Annotated in this window: 16 protein-coding genes; 1 reads left to right on the top strand and 15 read right to left on the bottom strand. The window is 33.3% G+C overall.

Annotated features, from left to right (window positions below; translation table 11 throughout):
- The first annotated feature begins 111 nt into the window (after nt 1-111).
- On the top strand, nt 112-951 hold the full coding sequence (locus KNQ13_RS13900) for a LicD family protein (RefSeq protein WP_209548471.1): 840 nt from the start codon (nt 112-114) through the stop codon (nt 949-951).
- Between the two features lie 977 nt (nt 952-1,928).
- Here KNQ13_RS13900 and KNQ13_RS13895 read toward each other — a convergent pair.
- From KNQ13_RS13895 to KNQ13_RS13825, 15 genes are all read right to left on the bottom strand, one after another.
- Entirely contained in the window at nt 1,929-3,170 is a 1,242-nt protein-coding gene (locus KNQ13_RS13895; protein WP_214755821.1) for a hypothetical protein, read from the bottom strand.
- Nucleotides 3,171-3,203: 33 nt separating this feature from the next.
- Nucleotides 3,204-4,508, bottom strand: a complete 1,305-nt coding sequence (locus KNQ13_RS13890) for a glycosyltransferase family protein (RefSeq protein ID WP_209548469.1) — start codon at nt 4,506-4,508, stop codon at nt 3,204-3,206.
- The gene (locus tag KNQ13_RS13885) at nt 4,509-5,885 is read right to left on the bottom strand and encodes an oligosaccharide flippase family protein (protein WP_209548468.1); all 1,377 of its coding nucleotides are present in this window, start codon (nt 5,883-5,885) and stop codon (nt 4,509-4,511) included. It lies immediately after the preceding gene.
- A 29-nt stretch (nt 5,886-5,914) separates the two neighbouring features.
- Entirely contained in the window at nt 5,915-6,904 is a 990-nt protein-coding gene (locus KNQ13_RS13880; RefSeq protein WP_209548467.1) for a glycosyltransferase, read from the bottom strand.
- Nucleotides 6,905-6,906: 2 nt separating this feature from the next.
- Nucleotides 6,907-8,034: a non-hydrolyzing UDP-N-acetylglucosamine 2-epimerase gene (gene wecB, locus KNQ13_RS13875; RefSeq protein WP_026831973.1), complete on the bottom strand. Its 1,128-nt coding sequence runs from the start codon at nt 8,032-8,034 to the stop codon at nt 6,907-6,909.
- Nucleotides 8,027-8,911: an SDR family oxidoreductase gene (locus tag KNQ13_RS13870; RefSeq protein ID WP_209548466.1), complete on the bottom strand. Its 885-nt coding sequence runs from the start codon at nt 8,909-8,911 to the stop codon at nt 8,027-8,029. Before KNQ13_RS13870 ends, wecB begins: the two co-directional genes overlap by 8 nt.
- Nucleotides 8,908-9,942, bottom strand: a complete 1,035-nt coding sequence (locus KNQ13_RS13865) for a polysaccharide biosynthesis protein (RefSeq protein ID WP_026831971.1) — start codon at nt 9,940-9,942, stop codon at nt 8,908-8,910. Before KNQ13_RS13865 ends, KNQ13_RS13870 begins: the two co-directional genes overlap by 4 nt.
- Nucleotides 9,935-11,107 (bottom strand): glycosyltransferase family 4 protein, encoded by a 1,173-nt coding sequence (locus tag KNQ13_RS13860; protein ID WP_353048751.1) that lies wholly within the window; start codon nt 11,105-11,107, stop codon nt 9,935-9,937. Before KNQ13_RS13860 ends, KNQ13_RS13865 begins: the two co-directional genes overlap by 8 nt.
- A 48-nt stretch (nt 11,108-11,155) precedes the next feature.
- The gene (locus KNQ13_RS13855; RefSeq protein ID WP_209548464.1) at nt 11,156-12,040 is read right to left on the bottom strand and encodes an NAD-dependent epimerase/dehydratase family protein; all 885 of its coding nucleotides are present in this window, start codon (nt 12,038-12,040) and stop codon (nt 11,156-11,158) included.
- A 6-nt stretch (nt 12,041-12,046) separates the two neighbouring features.
- Nucleotides 12,047-12,676 (bottom strand): sugar transferase, encoded by a 630-nt coding sequence (locus KNQ13_RS13850; RefSeq protein WP_209548463.1) that lies wholly within the window; start codon nt 12,674-12,676, stop codon nt 12,047-12,049.
- Between the two features lie 20 nt (nt 12,677-12,696).
- Nucleotides 12,697-14,547 (bottom strand): polysaccharide biosynthesis protein, encoded by a 1,851-nt coding sequence (locus tag KNQ13_RS13845; RefSeq protein ID WP_209548462.1) that lies wholly within the window; start codon nt 14,545-14,547, stop codon nt 12,697-12,699.
- A 38-nt stretch (nt 14,548-14,585) separates the two neighbouring features.
- The gene (gene galU, locus KNQ13_RS13840) at nt 14,586-15,479 is read right to left on the bottom strand and encodes a UTP--glucose-1-phosphate uridylyltransferase GalU (protein WP_209548461.1); all 894 of its coding nucleotides are present in this window, start codon (nt 15,477-15,479) and stop codon (nt 14,586-14,588) included.
- Between the two features lie 182 nt (nt 15,480-15,661).
- A complete protein-coding gene (locus KNQ13_RS13835) occupies nt 15,662-16,426 on the bottom strand; it encodes a tyrosine-protein phosphatase (RefSeq protein ID WP_209548460.1) in 765 nt (254 codons plus the stop codon).
- Nucleotides 16,427-16,437: 11 nt separating this feature from the next.
- Nucleotides 16,438-17,133: a CpsD/CapB family tyrosine-protein kinase gene (locus KNQ13_RS13830; protein WP_209548459.1), complete on the bottom strand. Its 696-nt coding sequence runs from the start codon at nt 17,131-17,133 to the stop codon at nt 16,438-16,440.
- The gene (locus KNQ13_RS13825; RefSeq protein WP_014971363.1) at nt 17,126-17,857 is read right to left on the bottom strand and encodes a YveK family protein; all 732 of its coding nucleotides are present in this window, start codon (nt 17,855-17,857) and stop codon (nt 17,126-17,128) included. Before KNQ13_RS13825 ends, KNQ13_RS13830 begins: the two co-directional genes overlap by 8 nt.
- Between the last annotated feature and the right edge of the window lie 129 nt (nt 17,858-17,986).

The following is a 17,986-nucleotide window of genomic DNA, read 5'->3' as shown; positions in this document are numbered from 1 at the left end:
AATGGGAGACCACGGAAATGTCTCAACTGGAAAACTGCATACGAGGTCTTCTCGGAAGAAGTGTTGCACTTAATTTGACAAACCGTCAAGTTATAAAAGGAGTCGATTTTTTTGAGAGAACCAGAATTAATTTCAATTGATACAAATCAAGTAAAACAAATTCAAATTGAAGCATTGCGATTTCTAATAAAGTACTTAGAAAAGAACAAAATAAATTATTTTATTATTGCTGGTACTCTACTAGGAGCAGTCCGACATAAAGGCTTTATACCTTGGGATGATGATGTGGATATTGGAATGACTCGTAAAGATTATAATAAGTTCATGACGCTATTTAAAAATGATTTCGAGGGTAACAATGAGACATTATATTTCTTACAAAATTGGGATACTGATCCTCATTTTGCTATGCCTTTTTCTAAGCTTCGAGTAAATAATACGATTTACAAGGAAGAAGTTACACAGCATGTAAATATCCATCACGGCATCTATATAGACATCTTTCCTTTCGATGACGTCCATTCAAATAAGTTATTATCTTGCATCCAAGAAAAAGGTACTATGCTGCTTCAAAAAATGATATTAGCAAAATCAAATTATAAATTAATAAGTAGAAAAATGAGCGTCTTTTATAAAATATTTCTTTTTCCTTTCCCAAAAAGGTTAATGATTGCTCTAATTCATGCTATTAATGCAGAAAACACTGAGAATAACAGATTGATGGTTTGTTCGGGTGGATCATACGGATTCAAAAAGGAAGTAGTAGAAAAGCAGTGGTTTGATAGCATCGAGTATGTTGAATTTGAATGTTTAAAACTAAAAGCACCTTCGGGATATATACCTTATCTTATAAATCTATACGGTGATTATAAAAAATTGCCTCCAGTAAATCAAAGAGGAGATAGGCATAAAATTATTGAAAAATTAATATACTCAAAAAATGTGACTTGAATTTATAATGAAACACATATGCTTTGTTACCAGTTAATTTTAGACTAGGCTTTTATAAGATTTAGAATCAAGATAACATAGAATTATTTATTTTATATTGGTTTATCTATCTAGTGTATTTAAGTTAAAGAATATCGAGAAGTTATATCAAGAAGATATTTAATTAAACTTATCTTTCATACATCCGATTGTTTAAAAATTGGTAGTTTCCCCATATATTTTTTAAAATTATCTATATCGAATAAAGTTACTAAAGCCAAACTCAACGGATATTTCTTTCTGGGATATGTTCAACCTAACACATCGAAAGATTTAAAATAGGTATGTATATCGAGTTAAGATTTTCAATTCGAAAGTTTACAGTAAGCCTTAGACATCAACCTTCTAAAAAAAGTTACAGTTCACATGTTCTATACTAAACTTTTGTCAGAAATCATGTGAGATGCGTGAAAGCTACAACATTGGATTGCCACTTAATAAACGCTCATTTAAATGAAGCAGCACCAAGGATTTAGTTATTGCGAACTCGATAAAATTATATCTTGTCCGGAATATATATGCCTATGATGTTCGTCGAGCAAAAGGACTATTACTATACTATGCTAACGATATCTGAACATTTTTTTGAACCAGTGGAAGAGGTGAATTTATCTACTTCGCACCTCTTTCCTAACAGGAAATATTTCAAATTACGGTCGACAGGCCGTAGGAAAGTGCTAAGTTGTCATGGACAGATCAATTTACTTCGCCAATATTTAACTCTTCTTGGCAACGTGTGAGTAAAAAACACTAATAGTCTTAGTGATTTCTTACCGAAAGGGACAAATTTTGAAAAATTAGTAGTTCTGAACTTATTCAAGCACTCTCTTATATGAATTGAAAAGAAAATGTCTGAACCGGAAAATACATACAAGTCTTCTTATTCTTAATAGAAGCCTGGTTTTTTTTAGAAACTGCTACATATTAAAATGAAAAAGTTATACTTTGATAGAATTTAAAAATTGAATTCTAGACATTAACAAACCAGCCATAGACCAAAATAAAAAATCAATTCCTGCAGTAAAAATAGATATTTCAAACATTCCTTGTAAAAGAATTAAAGATAATAAAACTAAAGTTGAAGTTACAAATTTATCTTTTAAATAAAAAGATGACTTTTTGAATATCAAAAATAGTGCCATTATGAAAATTATTGTTCCTATAATCCCTTTTTGAACCAAAGCATCAATAATCCAATTATGACTTTTAGTTTCACCAAAACTATAACCAAATCCATTTCCCCAAAATATACTATTGTTTAATTTACTCAATTGATCTAAATAAACAGTTACACGTCCAGATGAAATTCGATCTAAATAGTTTAAAAAAGGATTTGATAGACTCGAAAAATAATTAAAAGATAAATCATTAATCAAAAATTCACTCAAATTGATAAGCAAAGTGAAGAAAATAAATCCAATTAATGTTATAAATCCCAAAAAAGATATTTTGAGTTTGGAACTAACAGTTTGATCTTTAATTATGTATTTAACTACTCTATACAGAGGTACCAAAATACATATCGCTGCAAATATTATTAATGCATTTTTAGATCTACACAATAGTAAAGCATACAAACCTAATATCACAACAGAAAACGTAATTAAATTTTTTTTATATACTAACAGAAAAAGAATCAGCGGTAATAAAAAACAAGCAATTAAATTAGAAGACCCTATCGGTATTATCATACTTCCTTTAGCATAATGATCATTAAAGTTAATTAATGATAAAGTGTTAAAAAAATTTATCTCTGTACTAATTACTTGCAAGGATATTACAATTGTTACAAACATAAATACACGATAGATGTATTTATAATAATCTTTTGTAGCTTGTAAACATATCCAGTAAGAAAAAAAAGCTATAACTACAGGGATATAGTTACCAATATAATTATCTATATTTTTTGAGTACATCAAAGGAATTAAGCCTAAGACTGCACTTATAAATAGCAATAAAGCAACTTTATCAAAATAAATATTTTTTAGATTATACATAAAAGATATAAAACAGATACTTAGCAACATAAATATTGTATTTATTTTTATATGAAAAACTGAAATCATTCCATAATCGCTACCTACATATAATCCATTTGATGATTGATTAGTGAATAGTAACATGATAAACATTAAAATGATAAAAAACATCGGATTTTTATCTTTACTTATTAACATTTTTTTATTCCTTTCGATATAAAATAACACTTTTTAACAATTAATCAATTTTTTAATTTTTTCATTAAATTTATCAGAAACGTATTTTGGAGTAGCATCTTCAAAGATTTTTTCCACTGATGGATAATCAATTTTTTTATTATAATTTTCTATGCAAAATTGATGAATTTTCCGTGCATTTTCTTTATTCATTTTAGGGTCGATTTTTATACATAAAGATAATGGATATTTACTTAAATATTTTAAATTTGGATCTTCATCAAAATAATATAAATGAATGATAGGTTTACCTACAGAGAAATAATCAAATATTTTACCAGATACCTGATTACCACCAATAACACCCAAACTAATTAATATATTTGCTTCATTCATGGCCTCAAATGATTCTTTTAAAGAAACCTGTCCATGATTTTGTAAATTTTCTCCCAATTTATTTTTATAGCTATTTATAATAGCATCACAATCACCTACATGAAAAAAATTTAAACATAATTTATTTTCTTCAGATAATAAATTCATAATATTTAGTAAATAGTTGGGGTTTCTCACTTTTACATTTAACATTCCAGAAAACACTAAATTTATTTTATTTTTATTGAATCGATATTTTGATATAGAATGGGTTTTAGATTTATCAACTATGAGCGGATGTTCGGTTACGATAATTTTATCTTTCTCAACCATTGAACTATGATATTTTTTCATATGGTTATCTATTTGCGGGAATATAAAGTAATAACTAGATTGCTGTAAAATTTCCTCTTCCATTTTCAAATTACTCTTAAACTTTATTTTTTTTAATAATTTATTTCCATGTAGTGTGGGAGAATCAGCAAAATGATCAATTTGATAAGGAATTACATGGATAGATTGATTATTTAGTTCTGTATATCTTATTGCTGATACAATATTTTCAATAGGCATCGAAATTGGAATTATAACATCAAATTTAAATTCCGTATAAATTTTACTCATTTGTTTAATTTGCAAGTTTATTAAGTTTTTATTTAAGCTATTCTTACTAATTGCTTTATACAAAAAATATAACAATCTTTTAGACTGCAATAATTTATTAAAGAATTGTTTCGAAATAACACTTTCAGAATTTTTATATTTTAAAGATGAATAGTTATATAACATTGAGTAGTAGTTGTTTACTCTATGAATTTCATAATTATCATAAGATATCTTTGTCTCTAATCCGATTCGATTTTTTGTAGATAAAACAACTACACTATGCTCTTTTTTTAATTCATCAATAATATTTTTAATCACGCTACCATTTGGACTAAAATATGGATAGTAGTCTCCTGTGACAAATAGTATATTAGCCATCTAAATCTCCTTAATAAGCATTATAATGTTTTTTCTATTAATTAAGTAAATACTAACTAGAAATAAAATATAAATTGTTGTAGCGTAAACAAAATTGCTAAACATGTATATACTAAATAAAAATATTATTTGACTAAAAATATAGATTATTGAAAAATTTTGTTTTCTTTTCGTTACTAACTTATATAACAAAAACTTTAATAGGAAATTTCTTAATAAAAAAGTTATATATATACAGATTGAAGTTAATAATAACGATTTGAAATATATCACACTAATTGTTGTAATGAAAACATTAAATACCAACATTATACTATTAACTAAAAAAATCATCTTCTCTTTCCTTATGACTTTACAGTATGGAATCAATACAACATTGTACTCGAATTGAACTACAACAGATAGAAATATAAAAGGTAAGAAATCTAGCAACAAAATATATTGATCTAAAAAAATTAAAATTATTTGATGAATAATAAAATATATTATAATTATAAAAGTTGATAAATAGATTGATAGGTTTTTAATAGAACTTACTTTATAATCTAATTCTTCTAAAGAAAGTCTACTAAGTCTAGGAAAAATAAAAACAGAAGCAGCAACAATAAACAATAATAAAATATTTGTTGTAGATATGCCTAATGAATAGACCGAATAACTTGTAAGCTTCATTGATCTTTCAATTAAAAATAAACTATACCCAATTAATAACATAGCAATTAGATTAGACATTAAAACATAGAATCCAGCTTTTACATTATCAAAAAGTTCTAAAAAGTTATTTCTTGAAAAAACTTTAAATGGTTTGTAAAAAAATATCTTAAACTCCCAAAACATTAATATTACTGAAATAAATCTAGTAATAATATCGATGATAATAATACTTAAAACATTTGTATAATCTAAAGTAAGCATTCCTAAAATTGTAATTATCATCAAAATTTTATCGATAATCGAGAAATAACTATACTTTTTTATTTGATTTGTACTCTGAAATAAAGCTAAAAAAACTCCATTTAGTCCTACTAAAGGAATATTAAACGAAATTAAAAAAAATAAGTTTTTTTTGGCTCCATCATCCAAAAAATATATAAAAGAAACTAAAGTAATAAATATAAGTATTTGTAATGATAAAAAAAGTAAAATGATTGAACCTAAATTTTTATTTTTTAATTTTTTTTGATCATACTTCCCATACTTTAATAATAATCCATCATTAAATCCTAATGATAAAACTCCTAAATAACCAACATATAGCAAGTAAATTTGCCAGTACCCAAACTCACTGACGGATAAAATCATTGGTAATACGATAGACTTTAATATACCTAGGACAACACCTATCGCCTGAGAAAAAATCAAATATAGTATATCCATTCGTCCACCTTAAATTATACCTTTCATTATTAATCCATAACTTGATCAATGATCATTTTTAAGTCTGAAAAAGTATCATATGGAATAGCATATTTATAATTGTCTAATACTTCTTCATATAATTCTGAGTATCTATAAATTATAGGTGTATTCATACTTTTTGCTTCTAGTAGAGGCAGACCAAGTGTCTCCAACTTAGATGGAAATATTAAAATATGTGTCTTGAAATACTCTAACACTTGATTATGACTTAAACTTCCAACCAATTTGATAGGCAATTCAAAAAACTCAATTTCTTTTTTTATGTTTTTTGCAATAATATTTTCTTCACCATTAATTGTAAATATAATTTCAATATTATCCTTGTTTAGTTTTTTACACGCATTAATTATATCAATGTGATTTTTATAACTATATGGACCAGCAGGATAAATAAATAATTTTTTTAAAGATTTACTGTTATGGTCAAATTGATTATTATAATCAATTTCCGAATAATATTTTTCCACTAAAATATTATTCGATTTAATCATCGTTAAATTTTGCAGAATTCTTTTTTTTAACCATTCACTTTGCACAATTAATTGATCTGCTTTATTAATAGATGATTTAATTCTACGAGACATGATATTTTTATAGATCCAAAGCCTAGTTTCTTTTATCAATGAAAATTTTAAATCTGTAAAAGGAATTGCATTGTGAATAAATAAAGTTTGATTGATTTTCACCCTAGGTATCGATAAATTATGATAAGATATTATACTTTCGATTTTTTCAGTTTTGACAATACGAGGTGCAATAAAATAATCAAAAAACAATCTGTGAAACCAACTTTTTTTGACCCACGGAAAAATTTTCACTTTTATATTTTCTGTTTCAGATATATATGGACCACTTAAAATAAAATAATATTTTTTATTATTATTTTTTTGATTATCTATATCGTTATATGTATTTTTTAAAACTGTTAATGCACCTAATTCTTGTGCTGGAACATTAAAAATCATGATTTTTTCCAATTTTATTTCCCCCAAACAACTTTGTTAACAATTGGAGTATAGCTTTGGATTACTTTAATCACTTTATTCGATACATTTTGATCCTGATAATCAATTACTGGTGCTGATTTCTCTTTATTGTTATACATAGCTAAGCAAAGTTCTACTGATTGCAACACGTCTTTTTCTTTGATACCACCTAGAATGATTCCAGCCTTATCGAGAGCTTCCGGTCGCTCTGTTGATGTTCGAATTGAAACTGCAGGGAACTCTAAAATAGATGCTTCCTCTGGAATTGTTCCACTGTCTGAGAGAACACATAATGCATTCAGTTGTAAATTATTGTAATCAAAGAATCCGAATGGTTCTAAATTTTGTACCAACGGGTGAAATTTAAATTGACGTGCTTCAATTGTTTTCTTTGCTCTTGGATGTGTAGAGTAAATCACAGGAACTTGATATTTCTCGGCAATCTTATTAATTGCTCCCATAAGAGATAAGAAATTTTCTTCGTTATCGATGTTTTCTTCCCGGTGTGCTGAAACCAAAATATACTTTTTACTTTCTAAATTCAACTGTTTCAAGACATCACTTTTTAAAATGGACTCTTGATTCAAATGCAAAACTTCTGCCATTGGTGATCCAGTGACATAGATATGTTCCTTTCGATATCCTTCACTAATTAAATATCTTCTTGCATGTTCTGTATACGGTAAATTAACATCAGCAATATGGTCTACAATTTTCCGGTTGATTTCTTCCGGTAAATTTTGATCAAAACACCGATTTCCCGCTTCCATATGGAAAATCGGAATTTTTAATCGTTTTGCTGAGATTGCTGATAGTGCTGAGTTTGTATCTCCTAAAATCAATAATGCTTCCGGTTTTTCTTGAACGAAGAGCTCATATGATTTACTGATGATGTTCCCCATCGTTTCTCCTAAGTTTGATCCGACAGCTTCTAAGAAATGATCCGGTTGTCTTAAGTTAAAGTCTTCAAAGAAGACTTGATTTAATGAATAATCATAATTTTGACCAGTGTGGACGAATACATGGTCAAAATACTGGTCAAACTTCTTAATGGTTTCACTGAGGCGAATGATTTCAGGTCGTGTCCCGACAATCGTCATCACTTTTAATTTCTTAGTCATTTGATTTTCCCACTTCCATCTTAATTCGGTACGGATACAGGTCTTTATAGTCAATGACCCAATCGTACATTTCTTTTACCATTACTTCATACGTTGGTACCGAAAACGTAAAGTCTGATCGTGTATTATATAAGCCTTTTAAGCTTTTCACATCTTCATTTTTTTGTATCATAAGTTCTTCATTTTTAAAATGGCGATTGAAGAGACATAAAAGATCATACTTACTAATCAGTTCATTGTTTACCAGGTGATACAGCCCTGATAAATCTTCTTTTAATGCTTGATCAATGGCTTTCGCCAAAGTCAATGTCGTCACACCGGTCCATAAAACAGAAGTGTATCCTCCAATTGAACCACTCTGCTTCATAAACCAGTTGAATAATCCGATCCCCTCTTGGCTGATATCTGGACCGATAATTGAATTACGGAACGTTAAGTCTTTTTCGTTAATAATTTCTCCTAATGCTTTCGAACGATCATAAAATGTCGGACCATTAGGCAATTGATTTTCCGTGAATAAAATGTTTTCTGATCCTGAATATACACAATCAGTACTCATATGAATGATTTTAGTATTTGTATCGGCAGTAATATCCGACAAAAAATGTGGTAAATAGCCGTTTAATAACACAGCATTGCTTTTATGATCTTCTGCGTCACTATTTAAGATACCGATGCAATTAATGACAGCATCGTACTGATTGGATAGAATTTCTTTTTTAAGCATTTCGAAATTGGTGACATCGCCGATAACATTTTCATCTAGAAACTCTGTCCCTTTTCTAGAAAACCCTACAACAGCATGGCCAGCCTCTTTTAGATAGAGTGAAATCATATGACCAGCCATACCTGTGGCACCTAAAACTAAAATTTTCAATTTACAGATGCCTCACTTTTTACTAGTTCCAATTGTTCACGTACATAACCAACTGTTAAAAGTAACTCTTTGATTTCATTGATACCAAGTTGTTTTGTATTATGTGAATTATATTCTGTTTCAGTTGATAATTCTTGGCTTCCATCCACAAAATATTTATCGTAATTTAAGTCTCTTGTATCGGCTGGGACTCTGTAAAAACCTTCAAGGTCATCCGATACAAGATGTTCCTCACGAGTTAACAACGTCTCGTAGAGTTTTTCACCATGTCGAGTTCCCGTAACTTTGATTTCGTTATTTGCTCCGAATAACTCAATCAACGCTGCTGCTAAGTTACGAATGGTTGCTGCTGGTGCTTTTTGAACCATAATGTCACCCGCTACGGCGTTATTAAAAGCAAAGATGACAAGTTCTACGGCATCTTCAAGACTCATCAAGAATCTAGTCATATCAGGATTCGTAATTGTCAATGGTTTGCCGCTCTTGATTTGATCAATGAACAAAGGAATAACTGATCCTCTTGAAGCCATTACGTTACCGTATCGTGTACCACAAATCATCGTATCTTCCTGAGATACCTTTAAGGATTTGGCTACAAATACTTTTTCCATCATGGCTTTAGAAATTCCCATTGCATTGATTGGATATGCCGCTTTATCCGTTGAAAGACAGATGACTTTTTTAACCTTCAGCTCTACTGCTGCATCTAATACGTTTTCTGTTCCTAATACATTTGTTTTTACTGCTTCTAACGGGAAGAATTCACAAGAGGGTACTTGTTTTAACGCTGCAGCATGGAACACAAAATCAACGCCGTACATGGCATTTTTGATACTGGAGATATCACGTACATCACCTAGATAAAACTTCAACTTCTCGTTGTTATATTTTTTACGCATGTCATCTTGTTTCTTCTCATCACGTGAAAAAATGCGGATTTCCTTAATATCCGTATGTAGGAATCGTTCCATTACGGCATTTCCAAAAGATCCAGTTCCTCCAGTAATCAATAACACTTTGTCTTTAAACATGTTCATTCTCCTTCACTCTTCTATATGTTTTTTGTAGTATTTGATCAAGTTTCTCAAAAAAGTCTTTTTTCGAGAAATTATTTTCGTAATATTGCTTCGCATTTTTTCCAAATTCCTGATGTTTTTCGGCATTTCGTTTAAATTCAACGATTTTTTCTGCAAATGCCTGAAAATCTTCTGCTTCCACACAATATCCGCACTCAGATTCATGAATAATAGAATTCGTTTCCCCATCAATCATACCTAACACCGGTTTACCCGCTGCTAAATAAGATTGAACTTTATTTGGTAACGTATACGACACCACTTCATTTTTCTTCATTGATACTAAGAAAGCATCTGCTTTGTCGTAGAACTCTTTCATCTTCTCAATGGGATGTCTTCCATGAAAGACGACATTATCTAAACGGTATTTTTCAGCTAATTCGACACAATTGGAATGAGCTGTCCCATCACCTACAATATGAAAAATAATATCTTTCTCATTTTTTAAGAGATTTGCCGTTTCTATAATATCTTCTACACCTTGAATCTCACCGATATTTCCTGCAAAAACTAAATCTAATGTCTCTTTTGAATTTATATTTTTTTGAATATCACCAAACAAATCTTCTGCATATACAGGAAGATAAGTTACCGTATTTTTCAAATGAAGTTCGTCTCTTAAATACATTTCAAATGATTTAGAGCTAATGACTAATTCATCTGCTTGTGAATAAATAAATCGACTGATATGCTTTACGATTTTGTAGAAAAACCCTTTATCATTTATGCCAACAGTCGTTAGACTTGCAGGCCATAAATCGTGACAATAGATTACCAATGGTTTTTTGTACAAGTATTTTAGGACGATTCCCGGAATGATCATAGAAACCGGGGAAACCTGATATACAAGAATAATCTTGTAATCTTTCTTAGGAATTTTAGTCAAAGCAGGAATAATGGATGCTAGCGCAAAAGAAACGTAGTTTAAAGCCAGACCACTTAATCGTTTGCCTCTCTCAATTAGAAAAGAACGCACTACTTTTACATCATTGTAGATTTGAATCCGGTTTTTCTTTTTTTTATATTCTTGAGGAATTACTCCAGTAGGATAATTAGGCAAACCTGTTAAAACTGTAACTTTATTACCCCGTTTTTGATATTCAGTTGCAATATCATTCACTCGAAATCCTTCTGGCCAAAAATACTGCGTGATGAGCAATACGTTCATTTAAAACACCTGATCCATTTCTTTAAAAATTTTATCTGCCGGATAAATTTTATCTTCTAACAGCTTCAATGTATTCTCTTGGATAAACTGATTTTTGATCGTTCTTTTGTTTAGCTGATTAATAAGAACAACTGCTATTCTTGGAATGAAAACCGTTATCTTTTTTGATCCATACTTTTTCTTTAAGTATTTATATGTAAGCGGATTTTTATCAGCAACATTAAATACTTCACTACTACTTTTTTCTTTTCGTAATTCGTGTTTAACCACTCTCAAAATCGTTTCCATCGAACATAAAGATAACTTGGTATCACCGTTCCCTACCAAGTAATTAAAATCGCGAATTCGTATTCTTCTATCGACATTCAAGAGGAATTTCGAACTATATACAGGTGCTAGTCTCAACGCTGAATAATGGAATTGTGCGTGTTTTTTTAAATACTGTTCTGATTGAAGTTTTGTCTTTGCATAAGGAGATTGTGGTAAACACTCATCCGTTTCTAAATACAACGTTTTATTGTGCTGCTCACCATACACGGAGATACTGCTTATATAAATAAATGATTTTATTTTCTCCAAAGAATTAACGGCGTTCACCAGATTCTTTGTCGGTATCAAATTATTTTTTATAAAAGCCCCTTCGCTTAAATCAGTTCCTTTATTATGTGCTAAAGCAGCACAATGGATCACATATTCGATATCAGGATGCTCTAAAAATAACTGATTCACTTGATCTGATTCACTTAAATCACAAGTAATGGTTTCGAACGGATTTACAATCCCTTCATTTCTAGAAGTACCTATTATGTTGTACTCGTTTTTCAAAGAATCTGCTATTTCAGATCCGACATTTCCTGTAATTCCGGTAATAAGTATTTTTTTCAATTTATTTTATATCTCCTTTGTTGCAGCGGCTTCACGTGTCGGCTCATTAGTGTGAACACCTTCTTTCACACCTTCACTTTTGATTACCGTAAAAATGGTAGCGACAAAACATTTTATATCCATCATTAATCCAATCTTCTTCACATAATCTCCGTCTAATTTTGCTTTGACCTCAATAGGAAGTTCATCACGTCCGTTAATTTGAGCCCAACCAGTAAGTCCTGGAAAAGTATCGTTAGCACCATATTTATCTCGCTCATCAATTAAATCATATTGATTCCACAATGCAGGACGCGGTCCGATAAAGCTCATTTCACCTTTTAGGATGTTGAATAACTGTGGTAATTCATCTAAACTTGTTTTTCGCAAGATTTTTCCCACCCGCGTAATGTAAACATCTGGATCAGCTAGCAAATGTGTTGGCGTATCATTTGGTGTTTCAATATACATAGTTCGAAACTTTAAAATATTGAAGTGTTTTTTGTGTAATCCGACTCTCTTTTGTTTAAAGAGAACGGGTCCACGTGATTCAATTTTGATGGCACACATGATGCATAAGAATATTGGAATTAATAAAATACAAGCGATTAGTGCCATGATAAAACCTAAAGGTCGTTTAATTGATGTATACTTCAACTGTTTTCCTCCTTTACTGTTCAGACTAGATTTTCTTCCCGAATCACAACATCATTTGCGATATCAAGAAGTACATTTCTTAACTGAATCGGAGAGTCTTTATGTTGATTCATATGATTTAAGATATCCGTAATTTGTTCTTTTTGATGTGTTCTTCCAACAAATATTTTAGGATAAATCGCTTCTGAATCTACTTCTCCTTCTTTTAATAACTCTTCGTACATCTTCTCACCCGGTCGGATACCTGAAAATGCAATCGGCATTTCATCTTCTGTAAATCCACTTAATTCAATCATGTTTTTTGCAAGATCAACGATTTTAACAGGTTCGCCCATATCAAGGACAAATACTTCCCCACCATCCGCTAGGATACCCGCTTGAATGACTAGACGGCTTGCTTCTGGAATCGTCATAAAGAAACGTGTCATATCCGGATGTGTCACTGTTACTGGACCACCTGCTAAAATTTGTGATTTAAAAAGTGGAATGACGGATCCGCGACTGCCGAGGACGTTTCCGAAACGAACGACCGCAAATTTTGTTCGACTACGACGTCCTAAGTCTTGCACAATCATTTCAGCAATTCGTTTTGTCGATCCCATGACATTTGTCGGATTAACGGCTTTATCTGTTGAAATCATGACGAATCGCTCAGCTTCAAAAACATTAGCAACTTCTGCGACGTTTTTAGTTCCATAGACATTATTCTTCACCGATTCAAAAGGATTTGCTTCCATTAACGGCACATGTTTATGGGCAGCTGCATGGAATACGACATGTGGTTTATGTAATTCAAACACTTGTTCAAGTCGCTTCCGGTCTTGGACATCCGCAATAATCGGTACTAAATTAATTGGTAATTGTAAGCTTCTTAACTCTCTTTCGATTAAGTAAATACTATTTTCTCCATGCCCCAATAATAAGATTGTGGTTGGATTGAATTGAATGATTTGCCGACAGATTTCTGAACCGATTGATCCGCCAGCCCCAGTGACGAGAACCGTTCTACCTTCAATTTCCGATTTGATTCCTGAAATATCGAGTTCAACCGGTTCTCGACCTAGTAAATCCTCAATCGAAACATCACGAATTGCATTAACAGAAATCTTACCGGTAACTAATTCTTCAATCATCGGTAGAGTCTGCACATCTTTACATAACGATTTGGCTTCCGTAATTAACTCGATTCGTCGTTGTTGTGTCAGTGACGGAATTGCGAGCACGATTGCTTCAATTCGATGTTTTTCAATAACTGTTTTTAAGTTATCCGTTGTTCCAACCACTTCAATTCCTTGGATCATAAAATGCATATTTTTCGGATCATCATCCAAAAAAGCAACGGGTTTTAACTCATGAAAAGGAGAAACATATAATTGACGGACTAACGAACGTCCGGCTCGTCCAGCTCCGATTACGAGCGTTCGTTTACGTGACTTGACCATCCGTCGCGGTAACGCATATTTTCGCCAATGTTGTCCAATCCCGAGTAAGCGCAAAGCGACACGAATCGCTCCGAGCAATAATAAAGAAATACAAAAACTAAGAATCGTGATGCGCTCAAGCACTTGTCCAAACACAAAATTTTGATAGATCATTAAACCAATCGAACTTGCTCCGAGTGATAAAGATAAGGTCAATGCTTCCTGAATACTGGCATATTTCCAGTTGACGCGGTACAGCTTCATCAAGAAGGCTAACGAGACAAACAGTAAGGCAAAGACGGCAGCTGACTGCAATAATAATTTACTGTCGATTAATTCAAACAGTTCTTTTGGATACAAGAAAAAATAGGTAAAGCCCATCGCGATTCCTAAAGCGACAGCATCGATGCAGGCTAACGTCAGAGTCCGGTAATAATAATAAAATTTCATTGATTGAAAGTCCCTTCTCTTCACATCTGAAGTATTTCTTAAACAGAGGAGGTACGGCTAGCTCTTTCCGCCAACAACTCTTCCATCATGCGTGCGACGTCATCTCCTAAATCGTCACGTTTCAACGCAAATTCAAGTGTCGTTTGGATAAAACCAAGTTTTTCTCCCACATCGTAGCGTCTGCCACGGAACTCATAAGCCAATACTTCGTCGAATTCATTTAGTCTTGAAATCGCATCCGTCAGTTGAATTTCTCCACCTGCTCCAACAACTTGTGTTTCTAAGTACGTAAAGATATCTGGTTTTAAAAGATAACGCCCTAAAATTGCTAAATTGGACGGGGCTGTTCCAAAAGCAGGTTTTTCAACAAATGATTTTACCTTATGTAAGTCCTCTGAGATGCTGTTGCTTGGATCGACGATACCATAACGTTGTGTATCCTGATCTCGCACTTGTTGTACTCCGATGATTGAACGATTGGTTTGTTCGTACTGCTCAATTAATTGACGTGTACATGGTATTTCTGCTTGGACGATATCATCACCCAGCATAACGACAAACGGTTCATTCCCAATAAATGCCTTCGCTTGGAGAATTGCATCCCCTAAACCTTTTGGCTTGGATTGCCGGATGAAATGAATGTTAATATTTGTCGTCTCTTCAATAAGATGTAACAGATCGGATTTATTTTTAGCGATTAGATTCGCCTCAAGCTCCGGCACCGAGTCAAAATGATCCTCAATTGCCCGCTTCCCTTTGCCTGTAATGATGATGATATCCTCAATCCCTGACTCAATCGCTTCTTCGATAATATATTGAATCGTTGGCTTATCAACAATAGGTAACATTTCCTTCGGCATTGCTTTTGTCGCTGGTAAAAAACGTGTTCCAAGTCCAGCTGCTGGAATTACTGCCTTTTTGACCCGGTTCATGAGATTCACTCCATTTTCATTTTCCATAAGATAATTTATATGGCAATCTTTACTTTATTTAAGATAACACATACCACATTCTACTTACCATAAACTTTTCCATATATTCATAATGTAAGCGTTAACATAGAAAAAAGAGAGTGTTAATTCACTCTCTTTCCCTTTCATTTACATTAAATCACTTATACCCATTGTCCTTTCCAGTTTTTTTCGACTGGATTTGGCGGGTTGATCGTGACCAACTGATTCAGTAAAACCGCTTCATTGTTTTCATAGATTTCTTCATATAACCAATCTTCCAGCTTCTCGAACAGGAACTTGCGGCATTGCTCCCAGTAAAACGGACGCTTCGTCGTATGATGGGCATCTGACGCAACAAGATGCGCTAATCCGTTCTCAAGTAAAGCGACAGCAAAACGTTGGACGTCTTTTCCGTACTTTCCAATCAAACTTGCGCATGTCACTTGGCTGATTGCTCCATTAGAGATCAAGTCGAATAACAATTGCGGGTTTTGAATGATGGCTTTATTTTTCTCCGGATGCGCAATGATCGGGATATATCCATCTGAAATCAATTCGGCAAATACTTGACGTGCGTAGGACGGAATTCCCGTCGATGGAAACTCAATCAAGATATAGCGTGAAGCAGCTAACGGCAACGCCACTCCGGCTTCCATCTCTTCGATCAACTCGCCAATCAACCGGACTTCATGTCCCGGATAGACTGTCAGTGGAATGTCACGTTGTTTTAATAGTACGTTTAACTCAGCGACCGTTAACGGAACATCGACATCACTCGTCTCAAACTGGGGATGATACAAGTGCGGCGTCGCGATGATCCTTGTAATTCCTTCTTCGACAGCCTGTTCAGCTAACTGTAACGCATGTTCGACACTCGAAGGACCATCGTCGACGAGTGGTAACAGATGACAGTGGATATCAACCATGATAGGATCCCTCACTCATAGGAATAGTAGTATTGGTACGCCGAATCATCTGTCAATTCCCGACGATTCAAGACAACCCCTAAAATTTTCGCTTCCGTCAGTTCCAATTGTTCTTTTGCTTTTAAGACACGTTGGCGATCGGAAGTCGTACAGCCGATGACCAAAATGACACCATCTGTTAATTTTGATGTGATGCGGCTATCCGCAACTTGAAGCAGTGGTGGCGCGTCTAAAATGATGACGTCGTATTCTCCACGTAATTGTTCAATCAGCTTTTCCATCGCACGTGACGATAATAATTCAGCCGGGTTTGGTGGAATCGGACCCGCTGTTAGAATGGAGAGATTATCAACCTTCGTCGGTAAAACCGCTTTTTCGAGTTCGGCCTGACGAGTCAACAGGCTCGATAATCCAAGACCGTTTGCAACACGGAACGTATAATGGACCGTCGGACGACGCATGTCGGTATCGATGATCAAGACACGTTTTCCTTGCTGTGCATAAGCGACAGCGAGATTCGAAGAGGTCGTTGATTTCCCTTCCCCTTGTGTTGAAGAGGTGACCAACATGACTTTGATTTCTTTATCGACGGCCATGAATTCAATATTTGTCCGAATCGTCCGGTACTGCTCCGCAATCGGTGATTTCGGTTGTGTCACGGTGATCAGGTTCCGTGCGTCTTTATTCATCTTATTTTTCTTAGCCATACTGTTTGACCGCCTCTCGTTTTGCCGACTTCGCTGATGCTTTAAATACTTTGCTGTCGATATCCGGAATACTTCCTAAGACAGGCAGATCAAGCAGTTGTTGGACTTGTTCTTCCGTCCGGATACGACGATCGAGCACTTCACGCAAGAAGGCCAGACCGACACCAAGTAAAAATCCGACAACGCCGGCAATCGCTGTGTTGAGTAAGATATTTGGACTGACTGGTGACGTTGGGATACCGGATACAGATAAGACTTTGACGTTATCAACATTCATCAGATCTGGGATGTCTTTACTGAATGTTTTAGCGACAGCATTCGCAACATTAGAAGCGAGCGCCGCATCGGTGCTTTGGACCGAGACGTTGATGACCTGTGAGTTTTGCTCACTTTCAACTGTAATCATGTTATTCAATGCACCGATGTTATCCGGTGCGTTTTCAACTTCTTCTTGCACTTTTTCTAAAATAGCCGGACTCTTGATGATGACACGGTATGTATTGACGAGTGTGACGGATGATTGGACCTGCGCTGCATCGATCACATCGGTTTCTTGTTTTTTCGGTGTGACTAAGATTTGTGTTCCTGCTTGATACGTCGGTTTAATCAAAAACGTACTGACGGCAAATGAAATCAATGCCGCAACAATCGTGAGTGCTAAAATGCGCCAAAACGACTTTCGTAAAATCGAAAATAACTCTTGTAAACTAATCGTTTCATTCATGGTTTAATTATTCTCCTTTATTTGTCTAATGCGGTAGCTTTTTGGCTCATCACCATAAGGTGTGGTTGACACATAAAATCCATCGGATTTTAAATCGAACATAGAAAAAAAGCGAAAACCCCGGTATCG

Source organism: Exiguobacterium sp. s128 (assembly GCF_018618815.1).
In the GTDB taxonomy this organism is placed as follows: domain Bacteria; phylum Bacillota; class Bacilli; order Exiguobacteriales; family Exiguobacteriaceae; genus Exiguobacterium_A; species Exiguobacterium_A antarcticum.
Note: the sequence above shows the minus strand (reverse complement) of the source record. Positions and strands in the feature narration are given on the sequence as shown.

What these genes read in the sequence shown, in the direction of transcription:
- KNQ13_RS13825 (WP_014971363.1), bottom strand. Translation starts at nt 17,857, where the DNA reads ATGAATGAAACGATTAGTTTACAAGAGTTATTTTCGATTTTACGAAAG.
- wecB (WP_026831973.1), bottom strand. Translation starts at nt 8,034, where the DNA reads ATGACTAAGAAATTAAAAGTGATGACGATTGTCGGGACACGACCTGAA.
- galU (WP_209548461.1), bottom strand. Translation starts at nt 15,479, where the DNA reads ATGAACCGGGTCAAAAAGGCAGTAATTCCAGCAGCTGGACTTGGAACA.
- KNQ13_RS13890 (WP_209548469.1), bottom strand. Translation starts at nt 4,508, where the DNA reads ATGGCTAATATACTATTTGTCACAGGAGACTACTATCCATATTTTAGT.
- KNQ13_RS13895 (WP_214755821.1), bottom strand. Translation starts at nt 3,170, where the DNA reads ATGTTAATAAGTAAAGATAAAAATCCGATGTTTTTTATCATTTTAATG.
- KNQ13_RS13845 (WP_209548462.1), bottom strand. Translation starts at nt 14,547, where the DNA reads ATGAAATTTTATTATTATTACCGGACTCTGACGTTAGCCTGCATCGAT.
- KNQ13_RS13885 (WP_209548468.1), bottom strand. Translation starts at nt 5,885, where the DNA reads ATGGATATACTATATTTGATTTTTTCTCAGGCGATAGGTGTTGTCCTA.
- KNQ13_RS13830 (WP_209548459.1), bottom strand. Translation starts at nt 17,133, where the DNA reads ATGGCTAAGAAAAATAAGATGAATAAAGACGCACGGAACCTGATCACC.
- KNQ13_RS13835 (WP_209548460.1), bottom strand. Translation starts at nt 16,426, where the DNA reads ATGGTTGATATCCACTGTCATCTGTTACCACTCGTCGACGATGGTCCT.
- KNQ13_RS13865 (WP_026831971.1), bottom strand. Translation starts at nt 9,942, where the DNA reads ATGTTTAAAGACAAAGTGTTATTGATTACTGGAGGAACTGGATCTTTT.